This is a genomic window from Nitrosomonas sp. (assembly GCF_019635155.1).
Taxonomy (GTDB): Bacteria; Pseudomonadota; Gammaproteobacteria; order Burkholderiales; family Nitrosomonadaceae; genus Nitrosomonas.
On the sequence record NZ_JAHBZY010000006.1, the window covers coordinates 1 to 16,385 of the forward strand.

Below are 16,385 nucleotides of genomic sequence, written 5' to 3' on the forward strand. Positions count from 1 at the left end.
TGGAAAACCCGGGGCGATTCACGTATCTTCTGGAAATTTAAGCAAGAAAATCTGAGGGGTGATTACTAAAGCGATCTTCCGCACTAATCCAGCCTGACTCAAACTGAAGAGTCTCCGGAAAAACCGGAATCATTCAAAATTCATTTCCCCGGCTGTTATCAACATCATCCGGGCTCACCAAGCTGCCGGAATTTCCCCATGCGTTCCTGATGTAAGACACTACCTGAGCAATTTCAATATCGCGAATGAAATGTTGATAGGGTGGCATGCCGTAGGGTCTCGGATTGCCTGCCGTGGCAGGCGGATACCCGCCATACAGCACGCTGCGGATTGCGTTCAGCGGGGAACTCATGGTTACACTCCGGTTTCCGGCCAGCGGGGGGTATATTTTTGGCTTGCCTTCCCCGGATTGACCGTGGCAGTCCTGACAGTGTTTTTCATATACTTCCTGTCCGAGCGCTAGATATTGGCGGACCCGTTCCGGTATTTTCCGGGCTTTTCTAGGTTCTTTGGCATGGTCTTTTTTCTCACCCAGGGATTGAAGATAAACCGCTATCGAGCGGATATCATCGTCTGACAGATACTGCAGACTTTGCCGGACGATCGTCGCCATAGAACCGGAAGTTACGGCATGGCTGTTTATCCCGGTGGATAGCAGTTCCACAATGTCTTCGATCGGCCATTCACCGACTCCGGCTTCCAGCGGGGAAATCAAAGAGGGTGCATACCAGTAGCTACCCATGATTTTACCTCCGGTTAGCTGATCGTCCTGGCTGGCGCCCCATACATTGCGGGGCATATGACAGGCGTTACAGTGTCCGAGTCCTTGAACCAGATAGTTACCCCGGTTCCATTCAGCGCTTTTCGATTTGTCCAGTTGATAGACGCCTTCTTTGAAATACCACTTCCGCCAAAGAAACAGGAGTGTCTGGTTATCGTAAGGCGAACTGATCTTGTGAGGCGGGTTGGTCTGCACGACGGGCGGCAGTGAACGCAAATACGCAAAAATCGCATCGGCATCCGGCCGGGTGACTTTGGTATATTCAGTATACGGAAAAGCCGGATACAAATAGCGGCCATCCTTCGATTTTCCGTAATGCAGCGCCTGCCAGAAGTCCTCGCCGCTCCAGCGGCCGATCCCGGTTTCGTTATCCGGTGTGAGATTCGATGTGACGAATTCACCGAAAGGCGTATTCAGCTTGCGCCCGCCCGCATAAGGTTCTCCTCCTCGCGCGGTATGACATCCCATGCAGTTGCCCGCCCGGGCGAGATATTCTCCACGCTGAACCTGTTCATCGGAATCAACCAGCGTTTGAGCCGATGCCATTTGCATCAAGGATAGCAACCCGCCTGCAATACAAGCGGCAAATTTGTTTGCAAGCCTTGCTCTATTTGAATTTCTCATCGCGATACCCCCTTTCCGGACAAAATGGTCTGGCAACGTTGCGCCAGTTCCGGCGCAAGCGTTTCCGTTCCGGCGGATTGTCCCGATACCGGCAGCCCGGGAAGCCACAGTGCCAACGCATTCACTTCTTCCTGGGTCAGCTTTTTGGCTATTTCCGACATGCAGTCGGGTGTTTGGCCGCGCATGATTCCGCCATTGCGCCAGCCGCCGAACTGTGCGGCCAGATAAGCATGCGGCAAACCCAGCAGACCGGGAATAGCCGGTTGCATGCCCATCAATGCTTCGCCATGACAAGCATTGCATGCCGGCAGATTGCGTTCGGGGTCGCCGGAATACACCAGTGTTTCCACGGATTGTGTTTCAGCAGATGACAGCGCAGGTGCTACCGGTTCCACATAAGTGTAGGGCTGGGAAGCAAAATACTCTGCGATTTCCCGCATGTATTCATCCGACATGTTTTCGAGCAAAATGGCCATCGGCTGATAATAGCGCCGCCCATCGCGAAAATTACGCAACTGATTATAAAGATAACCGGCCGGTTTGCCCGCAATACGCGGGAAATAAGCATCCCGGTCTATCCGGTCAGCATCTCTATGGCAGATGATGCACGGCTTTATGCGCTCATCCAGGGTATCGGGTATTTCGGATGATGCCGGCTCGGCAGCATTTGCCAGCCCGGAAATCATCGCTAACAAGATAAAAGCAAAAGATTTCATTGATACGTGGACCCATGAAAAATAATTAAAATACCGGTAAACCTTCAGAATTCTTTCTTGAAGATCCGTATGGGCGTCAAGCTATTCTGTGGAACGAGCGTGTAATGCGATCTATTATTCCAGCAGCCGACGTGCAGAGTCGCAGTGTATATCACTACCTGTAATCCAAACAACCGGATAGAAAACCTGGTTAATCGTGAGCGGCTGTATGTAACTCATCCGTTATTCCAATGGTGTTTACCGGGGTGAAAGTTTTGCTCTTGCACCTCAATCCGCTGCCAGTACCCGAATATGCGCCGCCACGCATCGCGCCAGCGATTTTAATTCATACCCGCCTTCCAGTGCCGAGACGATGCGGTCTTGTGCGTATTTTGCGGCAATGGCTTTGATTTGCCGGGTGACCCAGCCATAATCGTCATCATCCAAGTTCAATTGCGCCATGTCGTCGTCTTGGTGCGCATCGAAACCGGCGGAGACGAAGATCATTTCAGGCTTGAAGCGATTGAGTGCCGGGAGCCAGTGATCGGTGACGGCCTGGCGGAATATCGCGCCATTACTGCCGCGTGGCAGCGGTACGTTGATCATGCGCTCGGTGGCGCTGTTGGCGCCGCTGTAGGGGTAAAAAGGGTGTTGGAACGTCGAACACAGCATGATCTGCGGATTGTCGCGGAATATTTCTTCGCTGCCGTTGCCATGGTGTACGTCAAAATCCAGAATGGCGACGCGCTGCAAATGGTATTGAGCGATGGCATGCGCTGCGCCTGCCGCGATATTATTGAACAAACAAAAACCCATGGCGCGATCCGATTCGGCGTGATGGCCAGGCGGACGGACGGCACAAAAAGCGTTTCTAACTTGACCGCTCAGCACCAGATCGGTCGCTAAAATGACGGCCCCGGCGGCGTGTAATGCGGCGCTCAATGAAAACGGATTCATCGCGGTGTCGGCGTCCAATGCGACTAGCCCGGCAGCCGGAGAGGCCTGATGGATGCTTTCGATATAGTCCGGGGTGTGCACCCGTGCGAGCTGTGTGGTGGTTGCCAGCGGTGCTTGGTATCGTTGCAATTGCCCCAGCAAGCCGGTTGCTTGCAATTCGTTATCGATGGCGATCAACCGTTTCGGGCATTCCGGATGGAATGATCCCATTTCATGTTTGAAACAATCCGGATGAGAAATATAAGCGGTTGGCACGCGGTTTTCCGTTTCGATGAAATTTCAAAGTGTAGTGATCATACCGGTATTCTCCGGCAGTCACAAAATGTAAAGATTATTCAATCAACCCGGTATACCGTGATAAATTATCAGCAAACTGAATTTTTGTGTAATTGTATTTTTCGTCATATCTAATGGGGAGTTATTGATGAACGATTTTATTAGCAACATGCTGAAATTTCTTTCGATCGAGTCGCTGATGGAGAAAGGCTGGTTGGAACTGGCGCAAATTATCATGCCGCTTTTTTTATTATTTTTAACGTTTTTCGGACTGAGTTTCTATATTCAACATAAACGATGGAAAGCGGTCGCTTCGGTAATCTGTGCGCTGGTCGCTTTTGTTTATCTGCCGTATGAGTTTTACCGCCAATCGATGGTATCCGCCCGGGCGCATACGAATGTGGGTGAGATTCAGCAAAATTTGCAGGAATTTATGGATTCGGCCAATTTGACGCATGTGAAAGGTATTGCGGATAAAGGAGCGGCTGCGAGCGTATTGGACGAAATGATTCATGGCATTAAGTCGGATAAGAAAAAGGAATTGATACTGATTTCCTGGCTGGTGGCGGAAAGTGAAAAGAACGCGCTGGCGCAAATCGACGGCAAGCAAAAAACGCTGACTGACGATCTCAAGTCCGATTTGGCGGCGGCGAAAGTGGAAATTATCGACTCGCATCCGCCGGTCGAGAAAATTTCCGAGACGATCGTGAGAAAGCTGGATGACGATGTCAAAGTGCTGGTTGAAAAGAAAATGCAAGCTTTCAAGGAGGAACTTGACGGTTCCTTGGATGGTTTTAAAGACAGCATCAATACCTTCGTGCAAGGAGAACTTAATAATTACCAGACAAAGTTGGCGGGCATTACGCAACAAAATGTCGATGAGCTGAGAAATGTTTCCAATCGAGTCAGCCAGTCGCTTGCCGAACAAGTTAAAAAAGTCAATCAGGAGTCATTGAAAAAACTGGATGACACCAAAGAAAGCATTGAAGGGCTTGGCGCCGCTTCGGATAGCAGCTTAAGAGGCATTACGCAGCAAATGAAGCAGCTATCGGCATCTCTCGAAACCGCGCAGAAAATCGCGCAGAAAAGAAACGATATCCTGTTTGAATATAACGAATGCATGCGAACGACGGGAATGTTGGATCTGGGCGGCAAAGGAGAGCAGTGCAAATCCAAGTATCAGCAAGATTTGGCTGGTTTAAAATAACCGATCGCGCATCAACTGATGGTTCGTTGCTTTGCAACCGACCATCAGATTGCTTCAATCTTCCGAATTTCGCCCCGATTGTGTTAACAAATGCGGCCATAACCGCTGCATTGCCAGAAAGGTAAAGGACGCCGACCAGGTAATCAACGCCAGGCCGGCCAGACCTTCAGCCGCACTCAACATGCGGATGGCGCCGACAGGCAGCAAGTCGCCGAACCCGACAGTGGTGTAAACGACCGATGAGAAATAAACAAAATCGAAGAAGTTACCTTCATCCATACCGGTGATGTGACCCAATCCGGCGCCCTTCTGCATCAGCATGTAACCTAACGCGAAAATCATTATCTCCAGTACATGCGCCAGCAGCAAGCTGAGCATCACGACCAGCACGCCGATGCGTTTGTGCACATGGATGCTTACGGTACGGCCCAGAAAACGGAGTGTTTCATAGTGCAATATCACACATACAGTCACGACCGATACCGAGATTGCAAGTGCCAAGAGATGGTAAGCGTGTTCGTTCATCATTCAAAAGGATCGATTATTGTCACACAATGGATGGCGAATACATATAATAGAATTTAATTGGGATTTTGTTTTGGCGAAATACTGATTAATTGCTGGCAAAGCAATTTGTTATGTGCTGCGTTGGATGGTGCTTGGAGATTTTCCTGTCTTGATGATATTCCGTTTCTTGCGCTCCATCCGTTGTGCATCGCATCTTGCTCGGCTGGGTAATCAGCATTTTCCCGGATAATTGACGCCACATAAGGGAATGGCATGGGGCAAGTGACGGAGTTCGTAGGAAGCCGGTTAGCACGGTTTTTGACCAAACCGGTGCGGCAGAATGTTCAGGTGGCGACAGTCAACCAGGAACAATTAGCGACAACGCTTCAACCGGGCGATGTATTGCTGGTCGAAGGCGATACCCGCATCAGTGTTGCTATCAAATATCTGACGCAATCGACCTGGTCGCATGCCGCATTGTATATCGGAGATGTTTTGCCGCACGGTGCGCCGTGGGAATTGCCAAAGGTATTGATTGAAGCGGATTTGAAAGAAGGCGTGCGTGCCATCACCTTGGCGCATTATGCGCAAATGCACACGCGTATCTGCCGGCCGGTCGGGCTGAGCACTGAAGATCGCAAGCGGGTCGTTGATTTTGCGATTTCACGCATGGGCCACCAATACGATCTTAAACATATCTTTGACTTGTTGCGCTATCTGTTGCCAACAGCACCGGTGCCGACTCGATTTCGCAGACGCCTGCTGGCGCTCGGAAGCGGTGATCCGACGCGTGCGATTTGTTCAACGTTGATTGCGCAAGCATTCGAGTCCGTGCGGTACCCGATTCTGCCGGAGGTTCAGCGTACCTGGTCGAAGGATCCCACGCATGCCGATTGCTATGCGGAGATCTATCACATTCGCCACCATAGCTTATTTACACCGCGCGACTTCGATATTTCGCCGTACTTCGATATCATCAAACCCTTGCTGGAAAACGGTTTCGATTACCGCAAGCTTGCCTGGAGCGATGCGGACCGGGAAGACGATTCTTGCGGGTGTGATTCGCCCGGATAAAGATCTATGCGCGACTTTACTGATGAGAAGGAAAGTACTGTATCGAGTTGCCCGCAAATCGTCAGGCATTACGAAAGCGCGAATGCTTAACGATTAGAATCGTAACCAACGGCAAAACAAAACCAATAATCGTAACGGTAATCAACAAATGCCCGAGCTCGCTGTAATCGGCGGGTATGGTGATTTGGCCGGTCGCCGCGTCCTTGACTTCGCGTTTGACTTCGTAGATCTGATTGAGATATTTCGTGCCCAGTTGCGAAGCCGATAAGGCCAGATTGGTAAAAGAGGCCATTACTGCGAAGAAGGTGGCTTTGAGTTTTTCCGGTGCGGAATTGGCGATCCATGCCAACATCGGAATCATTGCGATTTGTCCCAACGGTGATTCCAATGCCGTATCGATCAGTGCGATAAACCGAGCATCGACCACCCCGCCTGTCATCGCTGCAGTCCATTCGTGCAAGCCAAAATACATGCCGATGATCGGGAGAGACAGAAAAGTGCCGGCAACGGTCAGAAAACCGATGATGTAGGCGATCGATCGTTCCGCCATAAAACGGCGGAAAATGAACATGCCAAATAAAGTCAGGGTGGCACCGACAAGCGATAGAACGGCAAGAAACTGCTGGTCAAATCCCAATTCGTCGATCATCCACCAAGTGGAACCGGCACCAGGGCCGGGAATAGCGCGGAAAATAAAAATCATGACCGCGGTGCCAACCAGAACGTTACGAGCTTCGGGCTCCAATTCCCCGGTCAAACGCCACATCAGAAAGAGGATAATCGTCAGGGAGATAGCAAAGATGATTTCCTCGCCACCGGATATCCGGCTTAAACCGACGCTCAACGAGATAATGGTAAAAGCCAATCCGCCGCCAAGAATCCACCAATTGACTGACGGCGATTCGGAATGAACGGCCAGCAATTTGTCGATTTCTTGCGAACTGTGACCCAATGCTAGAAACCGTTTTCTCTCCTGTCGATGCAACCAGGACGCGAATACGACACCCAAAATGGAGATCAGCGGAATAATCAACGCTAGTTCGTAAACGAGCAAATATACCGCTTCTTTTTCGGCTTCCGGCAATGCTCCTGCATCACGCAGCAGAAAAACATTGGCGACAGAGACCAGGACACCGCCACCGATAATCGCGACGCGGCCTAGGGTTTGCATGGTGACATGCATCAGTTTCCGTTTTTCCAAATCCAGCTTATTGCCATTTTCATCGACTCGCGGTACCGCTTCTACAGTCATGGCATCGGCCACGACATCCTGCAAAACATAGCCGATGGGCGCCAGCAGCGCGGAAATGACATACCAAGTTTCAACAGGGGCGATGGCGGCCATCGCTTCCGTGTGTCCCAGCAAGCCGATCATGATCAGCAAGCTCAGCATGATCAAACTGGCGCCGAGATACACCAGTAAGCTTTTCCAACGCCATATCAAATCAACCAAATGCCCCATCGGCATTTTGAGCGCCCAGGGCAGCATCATCCAGAATCCGAGCATAGCCAGAAATTCGGCGGATAATCCCAGCTTTTCCTTGACGTAGAAGGTGCCGACGATACCGGTCAAACCGGAAATACCAGCGGCGACATACACCATCAAAGGCGGTAAATAAGACAATCGCATTTCACGGCCAAGCGCCAGAATATTGGCGCTGAACCACTGTGCGATGACTGACAAAAAACCGGTTGCCGGTAGTGGATTTTTCATAGGGTTGTGAAGTTTCTTATTTAAGTTTTTTGAATAGCGTTATTTTTGTTTAGGCCGGACACCGACTTTGACCGGGATGGATTTTTCCTGTTTGTTGCGTATGACCGTAATCGTTACGGTTTTTCCAGGTTCTAAGGCTGCAACCGTTTTGAGTATTTCCGATGTGCTATTTACCGGTTTTCCCTCGACAGCGGTTAAGATATCGCCCGGTTTGATTCCAGCCTGATCCGCGGGCCCTTCTTTGAGGGTGTTGGCGATTAACGATCCCACCGGTTGTGCTAAGCCGAAGGATTCAGCCAGTTCCTGGGTCATGTCTTGCATGGTCACACCTAACCAGCCGCGCGTGACGCTACCGGACTGTATGATTTGTTCCATGATTTGCTGGGCGTTATGGACCGGAATCGCGAAACCGATTCCCAGGGAACCACCACTGCTGGAATAAATGGCGGTGTTGATGCCGATCAAGTGCCCTGATGTATCCGTTAACGCACCTCCGGAATTACCCGGATTGATGGCGGCGTCGGTTTGGATAAAGTCTTCGAAAGTATTGATGCCGACCCGGCTTCTGCTTAAAGCGCTGACGATCCCCATGGTGACGCTCTGACCGACACCGAATGGATTGCCGACGGCCAGCACCACATCGCCGACTTTAACGTACTGCGATTGTCCGAATGTGATTGCCGGCAGATTTTTTAAATCGGTCTTGAGGACTGCCAGATCGGTTTCCGGATCCGAGCCGATTAATTTTGCTTTGGCTTTGCGGCCATCGACCAGCGCGATTTCAACTTCGTCGGATGCTTCGATCACGTGGTGATTGGTCAGGATATAACCATTATTGCTGACGATGACGCCGGAGCCCAGACTGGAGGTGCGACGTGTCCGTGACTCGAATTGATCGCCAAAAAATCGGCGGAACGATGGATCGTTTAGCAAGGGGTGGAGCGGCTCTTTGATTTCCTTGCTGGTAAAAATATTGACGACCGACGGTATGGCCGCTTCCGCAGCATTAAAGTAGCTATCCGGTCTTGGTGTTTCTACAACAGGCACCGCTTCCTTTATGGTTACGATTTCTCCGCGGGGTCTCCACGACAGTAAATCAGGCCGCAACGTCGATACGGTAAAAAAAATAGCCAGAAAAATTGTTGCTGTTTGTGCAAAAATCAACCAAAGTCTGTACATCAGTGTGGTTACTCCAAAATCAATTTACTGCAAAGTAGTTTATGCACCAAGGAGAGCGTTAATGCATCGAGATGAACTGGAAAATCATTTGAATCAATTGTTGGATATTTCCCGCTTTCATGATTATTGCCCAAATGGCTTGCAAGTGGAAGGGCGCGGTAACATTCAAACCATTATCAGCGGTGTCACGGCTTCGTTGGATTTGCTGCAAGCTGCGATTGCAGCTAAAGCGGATGCGATTCTCGTGCATCACGGCTATTTCTGGCGTGGCGAAGACATGCGCATCACCGGCATGAAAAGCCGCCGCATTGCGTTACTGCTGAATCAGCAACTCAATTTGTTCGCCTATCATTTGCCGCTGGATGCGCATCCGCATTTGGGCAATAACGTGCTATTGGGGAAAAAATTGGGTTTGATCGAGACCGGCCGTTTCGGTGAACAGGATGTTGGAATTATCGGGGAATTGCCGCAACCCGTTACCTTATATTCATTCAGTCATAAAATTTCTCGAACTTTGTTGCGTAAGCCCATGATTATCGGCGACCCGGAGAAAACGATCCGGCAAATCGCTTGGTGCACCGGTGCTGCGCAAAGCTATTTTGAGTCAGCTATCCGGCAGAGAGTCGATGCTTATTTGACCGGTGAAATTTCCGAGCAGCACGTGCATATCGCTCGCGAATCGGGTGTTGCATTCATTGCGGCGGGACATCACGCAACCGAGCGCTACGGCGTACAAGCGGTTGGCGATCATATCGCGCAAAAATTCGGTATTCGCCATCAGTTTATTGATATCGAGAACCCGGTGTAGTTTAATGAATGGCGAAGAATATTTGCTTTATGTTTTATGCCGGCGGTTTTAGCGTTGTGAATTATGTGTTTTGATCATCATCCTTTTTCTTTTTTTTGCCGGAAAACATGGTCCACCAGATAATGAAAAGAAAAAGACCCAATGCAACTGCCGCTTCGACTATGAGTAACCACATTTTTAGAGTTTGTTATCAAAATTCACGAGATTTCTACTTTAACCAAAATCCGATGAAAAACCAATTAAGTTTTGCTATTTTGCTATGCTCGCTGTTGGCCGGATGCGCGACTGAATCCGTGAGTCCTGTGGTAGCGCCCGGTAAGCCTGCGGAAACGGCGATGCCAGCACTGCCTCTGGACAAACCGTTTACCAAGTCCATTCAAAAGAAAGTGGCCTGGTCCGCGTTGACCGGCTGGCGGGATGATGATCTGTTGCCAGCTTGGCGAGCATTTCAGAAAAGTTGTCTGGCTTTGAATAAGCAACCGGCATGGAAGGAATCGTGCCGGCAGGCATCGCTGCTTAAGCAACCTGATAATGCGGCGGTAAGAAAATTTTTTGAAGCTAATTTTACGCCTTATCAAATTATCAATACCGATACTACTGAAGAAGGATTGGTGACCGGTTATTACGAGCCGTTGCTTAAAGGTAGCCGCAAACCTTCCAGTCGTTACCGTTTTCCGATCTATGCCGCTCCCGATGATCTATTGACGATTGATTTGGGTGCAGCTTATCCGGAGTTAAAAGATTTGCGTTTGCGCGGCCGATTGGACGGACGCAAAGTGGTTCCTTTCCATTCCCGCGCCGACATCATGAATAACCCGAAGCTGCTGGATGGTTACGAGCTCTTATGGGTGGAGGATGAAGTTGAGTTATTTTTTCTGCACGTGCAAGGTTCCGGTCGAATCGTTTTTGATAATGGGGAGATCATGAAAGTAGGGTTTGCGGACCAAAACGGCTACCCCTACAATTCGATTGGTAAGCTTCTGGTAGAGCAGGGTGAATTGCCGCTCGAAAAAGCCTCCATGCAAGGGATTAAACAGTGGGGGCAGCAAAACCCGAAGAAATTGCCGGAGCTGTTGCAACAAAACGCGCGTTACGTATTTTTCCGTGAATTGCCGTCCGATTTATCAGGGCCGGTCGGTGCATTGGGTGTGCCATTGACCGCGGGTCGCAGTATCGCAATTGATCCGCAGTCCATTCCGCAGGGAGCGCCGGTGTTTTTGTCGACGACTTGGCCAAATACCAATAAGCCATTGAACCGCCTCATGGTTGCTCAGGATGTGGGTGGCGCGATCAAGGGTGGAGTACGCGCCGATTTTTTCTGGGGCTTTGGGCATGAAGCCGGAAATCAGGCAGGTAAAATGAAGCAATCGGGAAAAATGTGGGTGCTGTTGCCGCGTGATTATCAATTTCCGCTGGTGACCCGGCAATAAAAAAGGCCTGCTGATTTTCTCATCAAGCCTTTCTTGTTTTTAGGATTATTTGCTTTTAGCTGCGCTATTTAATTTTTCTTCGATTGTTGCGGCCGGAATCATGCCACCGACAATCGAGCCATCCGCAAAAATCAGGGTCGGTGTGCCCGATACTTTATTTTCGCGACCTGATTGAACCAAGGTTTCCAGCGGTGTTTCACAATCTTTCGACGATGGTGCAACGCTTCTCAGCATGAAATCTTCCCATGCTTTGATCGGATTGCTGGAGCACCAGATTTTCGCTGATAATTCCATCGAACCTCGCAGTACCGGATACAACAGGTTATAGACGGTTACATTGGTAATGTTCAACAATTCTTTTTCCAATTGTTTGCAATACGGGCAATTAGGGTCGGTATAAACCGCTAATTTCCGGCTGCCGTCGCCTTTAACCGCTTTGATCGCGTATTGCAGCGGTAAGGTGTCGAAAGGAACGCGCCGAGCGGCTTTGATTTCCTGAATGCGTTCGTTCGTCATACTTACACGGGTTTTAGTATCGATCACGTGACCAAAGAAAAAATAATCGGCTTTGTCGTCGGTATAAAAAACTTCATCGCCTACCACTACTTCGTACAGACCCATGAATGGAGTTTTCTTGATGCTATCAATTTTCTGACCGGCAAAATGAGGTTCAATCGCTTTTCTCAAAGCTTCTTCATCGGCGTGTACAGCTGTTGAGAAAGCACCTAAAATTAATAGATAAATGAAAAGCTTCAAGTGCATTGCCATAATAACTCCAGTTTAAAAATAATGATTAGTTCAGGGCGTGTTGCATTAATCGATTCTTAATCAGCGGTAGCCGATCGGTGATTTCGAGTCCGAGATTGCGCAAACGCGCCATGGTCGGATTAGAATTGTTAAACAATTTTTGTAAGCCATCGGTCACCACTTCTAAAGCGAAAATGTCCTCCTTGCGGGCTAGCTCGTAACGTCTTAGTACCATCGGATCCCCGCAATCCGTATGGTTATATGCTTTGAGTATTGCCGCTAATTCGCGTGTATCACGCAAACCCAGATTTACGCCTTGTCCGGCTAATGGGTGGATACCATGGGCAGCGTCACCGATCAGTACTAGGCGTGGTTTGGTTAATTTCTCTACGTGTACAAAATTTAATGGAAATCCGACCGGGGGTGTAATTAATTGTAACTTTCCAAGCGTGTGAGACGAAGCTTCTTCCACTCGCCGACACAACTCTTCCGCTGACAGTTGGGTTAGAAAAGCTGCATGATCTTCAATGGTAGACCAAACCATCGATACTCGTTTATCGGGAAGCGGTAACAAGGCGAGTATTCCATCCCGGCGAAACCATTGATGCGCGATTTGACGATGTGCTTGTTCGGTACTGAAATTGGCCACCACGCCGATCTGATGATAGGCATGCTTCGTTACATTAATTGCCGCTTGTTGACGCACCCAGGAGTTTACGCCGTCCGCTCCAACCAGTAATGCCGCTTCTAGCAGTCTGCCATCTTCCAACTGAACTTCGACGTGCGATTCGAACCATTGGATCGCGGTACATTTCGCAGGACAAAATATTTGAATGTTGTCGTTAGCGGATTGAAGAACTTCCCATACGGCTGCTTGCAGTTGGCGGTTTTCAATTATGAATGCCAGCTCCGGGATGCCAATTTCATAAGCGCTGAAATTAATGCGGGCAGTGCTATCGTCACCGAAAACTAACATTTCATGCACCGGTGCGATGCGTTCGTCATCCATGAGCGGCCATGCGCCGATGGCTCGTAAGAAAGCAGCGCTTCCCGGGCTGATTGCATAAACCCGGTTATCCCAGCTGTCATTCCGAGGTATCGCCGCAGCAAGATGGGGCTCAACTACAGCAATTTTTAAGTCGCAATCTTTTAATGCCGCTGCCAGACCGGCTCCAACAAGTCCGCCACCAATAATTATCAGATCGAATTTCATGGGATGGATTATACCACTGCTTTGTCAGATCCTTAGTCTTGACAAGACATTATCCCAAGGGCAAAATGCCCGGCTTGTGTTTTGCATGTGGCGAATTAGCTCAGTGGTTAGAGCAGCGGAATCATAATCCGTTGGTCCGGGGTTCAAATCCCTGATTCGCCACCAGTCGGTGAGTGCTAAAAAAAGAAATATGATCATTGATAAGTGCATATTTCTTCTATTGAATTCAAAATTTCTTGCAATAATCACACCAAGATGCCAGTCGCTTTGATGCCCATGCCGGGCATCTGAAGTGTTTCGTGACTGTTCTTTTCTATCCGGTTTTTGGATTTTTTCTGGCACCGCATAGCAATTATTGTTTGTGTTTCCGAGTGATGTAAATAAGTCTTTTATAACCAAATTCACAGTGTTATACTTGCCGACTTTTGTTGCGCTTTGTTTATTTGAGCGGCAATGAGCAGGTGTTAATTATATTTATCAATCTACAATATGAGGGTATTGCCTATTTATGACAACAATTAAAGTTAAGGAAAATGAACCATTCGAAGTAGCTATGCGTCGCTTCAAACGTTCTATAGAAAAAACAGGGATTTTGACAGAATTACGCGCACGCGAATTTTATGAAAAACCGACTGCGGAACGTAAAAGAAAACTGGCAGCAGCTGTAAAAAGAAACTATAAGCGCTTGCGTAGTCAATTGCTACCGCCTAAACTTTATTAAGTTATCTTAAATAATAAACTGGAACGGAACACATTGTAAAATAAAGCTATCGTATAATTCTGTTCCGAATGTTTCATTAGAATTAGAAGTGACCTGCTTACGTTAAAACAATATATGAGTTTGAAGGAAAGAATCTCCGACGATTTGAAATTGGCAATGCGAGCAGGCAATACGAAGCAGCGGGATACGATTCGTTTACTTCAAGCAGCGATAAAACAACGCGAAGTCGATGAACGTATCACATTGGACGATGCGACAGTGATTGCTGTAATCGAAAAAATGCTTAAGCAGCGGAAGGATTCGATTGCACAGTACGAAGTGGCTGAACGCTCCGATTTGGCAGAAATTGAGAAGGATGAAGTCGCCATTTTAAGTGCTTATATGCCGCAACCGTTCTCTGAATCTGAAATTAATAATTTGATTATTGCAGCTATTTCAGAAACTGGTGCCATGGGGATGCAAAACATGGGGAAAGTTATGGCCATTCTTAAGCCCAAACTTGCCGGGCGGGCGGATATGGCACAAGTATCAGCGCTTATTAAAGCAAAAATATCATCCTGACATCCCGTTTATTTAAAATAACCGCAGTTCTCATAACTTATTTATACTTGGAGCTAAGCATTTTTTATAGCTCTAGGAAATGATTCCTCAGTCTTTTATTCATGACTTACTCAATCGGGTGGATATTGTTGATACGATTGATCGTCATGTTCCTTTGAAAAAAGCGGGCGCTAATTTCGTTGCCTGTTGTCCGTTTCATAACGAGAAAACCCCTTCTTTTACAGTCAGCCAGACTAAACAGTTTTATCATTGTTTTGGTTGTGGTGCGCACGGTAACGCAATCAATTTCATAATTGAGTACAATGGCTTAGGGTTTGTTGAGGCAGTGCAGAGTCTGGCGGGATATGCTGGAATGGAGGTGCCTCTGCAGTCGAACGACAACTCTCCTAAGCATATTGTTTCAAATGATCTATCGCAAGATCCGGGAAATAACCAAGATCATGAGAGTGACGTGATAGTTTCGAAAGACTTGATTAATGCCATGCAGATTGCAACCCATTATTATCGTGAGCAGCTCAAACTTTCCGAGAAAGCGATTTTTTATCTTAAAAAACGTGGCATATCAGGAAAAACTGCGGCGCGATTTGCCATTGGTTATGCGCCCGCTGCTTGGCAGAATCTGGAGGCGGTTTTTTCTGATTACTCCTCTGAAAGAATTCGCAGGATATTGATGCAAGCAGGCTTGGTCATTATTAACGATGATGCCAAACAATATGATCGTTTCAGAGATCGAATTATGTTTCCGATTCTTAATCAAAAAGGACAAATTGTCGGTTTCGGTGGAAGGGTTCTTGCGCAGGAAGAGCCAAAATATCTGAATTCTCCCGAAACAACTTTGTTCGAGAAAGGACGAGAACTGTATAATTTTTTTTCGGCGCGCCGTGCTATCCGTGAGGCGAATTGCGTAATCGTTGTGGAAGGATACATGGATGTGATCGCGCTGTCACAACATGGTGTTGATAATGTTGTGGCTACCTTGGGTACGGCGACTACCAGCTTTCATGTGCAGAGATTGTTACGTCAAACGGATAATATTATTTTCTGTTTTGATGGTGATCGGGCGGGGAGAAAGGCGGCATGGCGAGCACTGGAGAATAGCTTGGAATTGCTTACGGATGGTAAATACCTGGGATTTCTTTTTTTACCGGAAGGCGCTGACCCGGATAGTTACGTAAATCAATATGGAAAAGAATCTTTTGAGAAGCAAATCGCACAGGCAATGCCTCTATCAGAATTTTTTTTTAAGGAACTATGTACGGGAATAAAGCTGCAAACCGGTGAAGGTCGCGCAAAATTAGTTAAGGATGCGAAACCATTATTGCAGCGAATAGTGGCGCCGGCATTGTCATTAATTTTGAAGCGGCGTTTAGCGGAGCTGAGTGAGCTTGCTGATAAAGAATTAGATGCTTTGTTGCAGATTAAGCGTGTTTCCGAAGTCAAGAAGGTCGGAAATAATGAAAGAAAGCGGATGGTCACATTGTATCGGCGATTGATCCGGATATTGCTGTATGACCCCAGCTACGTAACTAAACTTGACCGGGATTTATTTGTCAAATTGCATGAAAAAAATGAAGAAACAGCTGCTTTGGAAGCATTGTTTGTTTTTTTTGATGCACATCCACATTTGATTGAAAAAAGCTCGGTATTCTCAATAGCAAGCTACTTTCAAGATAGTCCCTATAAAACGCTGCTGGAGAGTATCGAGTGCGAAACTATGGAATGGAATCATTCAACGGCTATCGAATCCGAATTTTCAGATACCTTGAAAAAATTGAGACTTATGCAGTATAAGGAACGGATAACCGAATTACAGAGTAAGTCGTTGAATATGCTGAGCGATGAGGAAAAAATGGAGTTGCAACAATTAGTTAAGCAGCAATAGCAGTTACAT

Annotated in this window: 15 protein-coding genes and 1 tRNA gene; 8 read left to right on the top strand and 8 right to left on the bottom strand. The window is 47.9% G+C overall.

The genetic code is table 11. The features are described 5' to 3' along the window. Nucleotides 1–133: 133 nt before the first annotated feature. The 3 genes from KF839_RS05510 to KF839_RS05520 all read right to left on the bottom strand — a co-directional run bounded on the left by KF839_RS05510 (nucleotide 134) and on the right by KF839_RS05520 (nucleotide 3,312). On the bottom strand, nucleotides 134–1,405 hold the full coding sequence (locus KF839_RS05510; protein ID WP_292916841.1) for a cytochrome c: 1,272 nt from the start codon (nucleotides 1,403–1,405) through the stop codon (nucleotides 134–136). Then, nucleotides 1,402–2,121 (bottom strand): c-type cytochrome, encoded by a 720-nt coding sequence (locus tag KF839_RS05515; RefSeq protein ID WP_292916842.1) that lies wholly within the window; start codon nucleotides 2,119–2,121, stop codon nucleotides 1,402–1,404. The genes KF839_RS05510 and KF839_RS05515 overlap by 4 nt, the downstream gene beginning before the upstream one ends. Nucleotides 2,122–2,388: 267 nt before the next feature. After that, entirely contained in the window at nucleotides 2,389–3,312 is a 924-nt protein-coding gene (locus KF839_RS05520; protein WP_292916843.1) for a histone deacetylase family protein, read from the bottom strand. A 169-nt stretch (nucleotides 3,313–3,481) separates the two neighbouring features. Between KF839_RS05520 and KF839_RS05525 the strand changes: the two genes are divergently transcribed. Then, a complete protein-coding gene (locus KF839_RS05525; protein ID WP_292916844.1) occupies nucleotides 3,482–4,540 on the top strand; it encodes a hypothetical protein in 1,059 nt (352 codons plus the stop codon). 54 nt (nucleotides 4,541–4,594) lie between these two features. Here KF839_RS05525 and KF839_RS05530 read toward each other — a convergent pair whose 3' ends face one another. Then, entirely contained in the window at nucleotides 4,595–5,068 is a 474-nt protein-coding gene (locus KF839_RS05530) for a potassium channel family protein (protein ID WP_292916845.1), read from the bottom strand. Nucleotides 5,069–5,320: 252 nt separating this feature from the next. Between KF839_RS05530 and KF839_RS05535 the strand changes: the two genes are divergently transcribed. Continuing rightward, entirely contained in the window at nucleotides 5,321–6,121 is an 801-nt protein-coding gene (locus KF839_RS05535) for a YiiX/YebB-like N1pC/P60 family cysteine hydrolase (protein WP_292916846.1), read from the top strand. Between the two features lie 61 nt (nucleotides 6,122–6,182). Here KF839_RS05535 and KF839_RS05540 read toward each other — a convergent pair whose 3' ends face one another. Together KF839_RS05540 and KF839_RS05545 are read right to left on the bottom strand one after the other, a co-directional pair. Further along, nucleotides 6,183–7,835: an MFS transporter gene (locus tag KF839_RS05540; RefSeq protein ID WP_292916847.1), complete on the bottom strand. Its 1,653-nt coding sequence runs from the start codon at nucleotides 7,833–7,835 to the stop codon at nucleotides 6,183–6,185. A gap of 39 nt (nucleotides 7,836–7,874) precedes the next feature. Continuing rightward, nucleotides 7,875–9,014 carry a Do family serine endopeptidase gene (locus KF839_RS05545; RefSeq protein ID WP_292916848.1) on the bottom strand — a complete coding sequence of 380 codons (1,140 nt, stop codon included), beginning with the start codon at nucleotides 9,012–9,014 and terminating at the stop codon, nucleotides 7,875–7,877. A gap of 61 nt (nucleotides 9,015–9,075) precedes the next feature. On the opposite strand from KF839_RS05545, the gene KF839_RS05550 reads away from it, so the two are divergent. Next, a complete protein-coding gene (locus KF839_RS05550) occupies nucleotides 9,076–9,822 on the top strand; it encodes a Nif3-like dinuclear metal center hexameric protein (protein ID WP_292916849.1) in 747 nt (248 codons plus the stop codon). 227 nt (nucleotides 9,823–10,049) lie between these two features. Then, nucleotides 10,050–11,252: a murein transglycosylase A gene (gene mltA, locus KF839_RS05555; protein WP_292916850.1), complete on the top strand. Its 1,203-nt coding sequence runs from the start codon at nucleotides 10,050–10,052 to the stop codon at nucleotides 11,250–11,252. 45 nt (nucleotides 11,253–11,297) lie between these two features. Here the strand turns inward: mltA and KF839_RS05560 are convergent, their stop codons facing one another. Both KF839_RS05560 and KF839_RS05565 read right to left on the bottom strand, forming a co-directional pair. After that, nucleotides 11,298–12,020 (bottom strand): DsbC family protein, encoded by a 723-nt coding sequence (locus tag KF839_RS05560; protein WP_292916851.1) that lies wholly within the window; start codon nucleotides 12,018–12,020, stop codon nucleotides 11,298–11,300. Between the two features lie 25 nt (nucleotides 12,021–12,045). Further along, nucleotides 12,046–13,212 carry a UbiH/UbiF family hydroxylase gene (locus KF839_RS05565; RefSeq protein WP_292916852.1) on the bottom strand — a complete coding sequence of 389 codons (1,167 nt, stop codon included), beginning with the start codon at nucleotides 13,210–13,212 and terminating at the stop codon, nucleotides 12,046–12,048. Nucleotides 13,213–13,301: 89 nt separating this feature from the next. Between KF839_RS05565 and KF839_RS05570 the strand changes: the two genes are divergently transcribed. From KF839_RS05570 to dnaG, 4 genes are all read left to right on the top strand, one after another. After that, nucleotides 13,302–13,377: transfer RNA gene (locus tag KF839_RS05570), tRNA-Met, on the top strand. A gap of 343 nt (nucleotides 13,378–13,720) precedes the next feature. Then, nucleotides 13,721–13,933, top strand: a complete 213-nt coding sequence (gene rpsU, locus KF839_RS05575) for a 30S ribosomal protein S21 (RefSeq protein WP_013648785.1) — start codon at nucleotides 13,721–13,723, stop codon at nucleotides 13,931–13,933. A gap of 114 nt (nucleotides 13,934–14,047) precedes the next feature. Then, on the top strand, nucleotides 14,048–14,494 hold the full coding sequence (locus KF839_RS05580; protein ID WP_292916853.1) for a GatB/YqeY domain-containing protein: 447 nt from the start codon (nucleotides 14,048–14,050) through the stop codon (nucleotides 14,492–14,494). Between the two features lie 79 nt (nucleotides 14,495–14,573). Continuing rightward, nucleotides 14,574–16,376 carry a DNA primase gene (gene dnaG / locus KF839_RS05585; RefSeq protein ID WP_292916854.1) on the top strand — a complete coding sequence of 601 codons (1,803 nt, stop codon included), beginning with the start codon at nucleotides 14,574–14,576 and terminating at the stop codon, nucleotides 16,374–16,376. Nucleotides 16,377–16,385 lie beyond the last annotated feature (9 nt).

Coding starts and splice junctions, on each gene's coding strand:
- KF839_RS05510 (WP_292916841.1), bottom strand. CDS start 1,405: ATGAGAAATTCAAATAGAGCAAGGCTTGCAAACAAATTTGCCGCTTGT.
- KF839_RS05515 (WP_292916842.1), bottom strand. CDS start 2,121: ATGAAATCTTTTGCTTTTATCTTGTTAGCGATGATTTCCGGGCTGGCA.
- KF839_RS05525 (WP_292916844.1), top strand. CDS start 3,482: ATGAACGATTTTATTAGCAACATGCTGAAATTTCTTTCGATCGAGTCG.
- KF839_RS05530 (WP_292916845.1), bottom strand. CDS start 5,068: ATGATGAACGAACACGCTTACCATCTCTTGGCACTTGCAATCTCGGTA.
- KF839_RS05535 (WP_292916846.1), top strand. CDS start 5,321: ATGGGGCAAGTGACGGAGTTCGTAGGAAGCCGGTTAGCACGGTTTTTG.
- KF839_RS05540 (WP_292916847.1), bottom strand. CDS start 7,835: ATGAAAAATCCACTACCGGCAACCGGTTTTTTGTCAGTCATCGCACAG.
- KF839_RS05545 (WP_292916848.1), bottom strand. CDS start 9,014: ATGTACAGACTTTGGTTGATTTTTGCACAAACAGCAACAATTTTTCTG.
- KF839_RS05550 (WP_292916849.1), top strand. CDS start 9,076: ATGCATCGAGATGAACTGGAAAATCATTTGAATCAATTGTTGGATATT.
- mltA (WP_292916850.1), top strand. CDS start 10,050: ATGAAAAACCAATTAAGTTTTGCTATTTTGCTATGCTCGCTGTTGGCC.
- KF839_RS05560 (WP_292916851.1), bottom strand. CDS start 12,020: ATGGCAATGCACTTGAAGCTTTTCATTTATCTATTAATTTTAGGTGCT.
- KF839_RS05565 (WP_292916852.1), bottom strand. CDS start 13,212: ATGAAATTCGATCTGATAATTATTGGTGGCGGACTTGTTGGAGCCGGT.
- rpsU (WP_013648785.1), top strand. CDS start 13,721: ATGACAACAATTAAAGTTAAGGAAAATGAACCATTCGAAGTAGCTATG.
- KF839_RS05580 (WP_292916853.1), top strand. CDS start 14,048: ATGAGTTTGAAGGAAAGAATCTCCGACGATTTGAAATTGGCAATGCGA.
- dnaG (WP_292916854.1), top strand. CDS start 14,574: ATGATTCCTCAGTCTTTTATTCATGACTTACTCAATCGGGTGGATATT.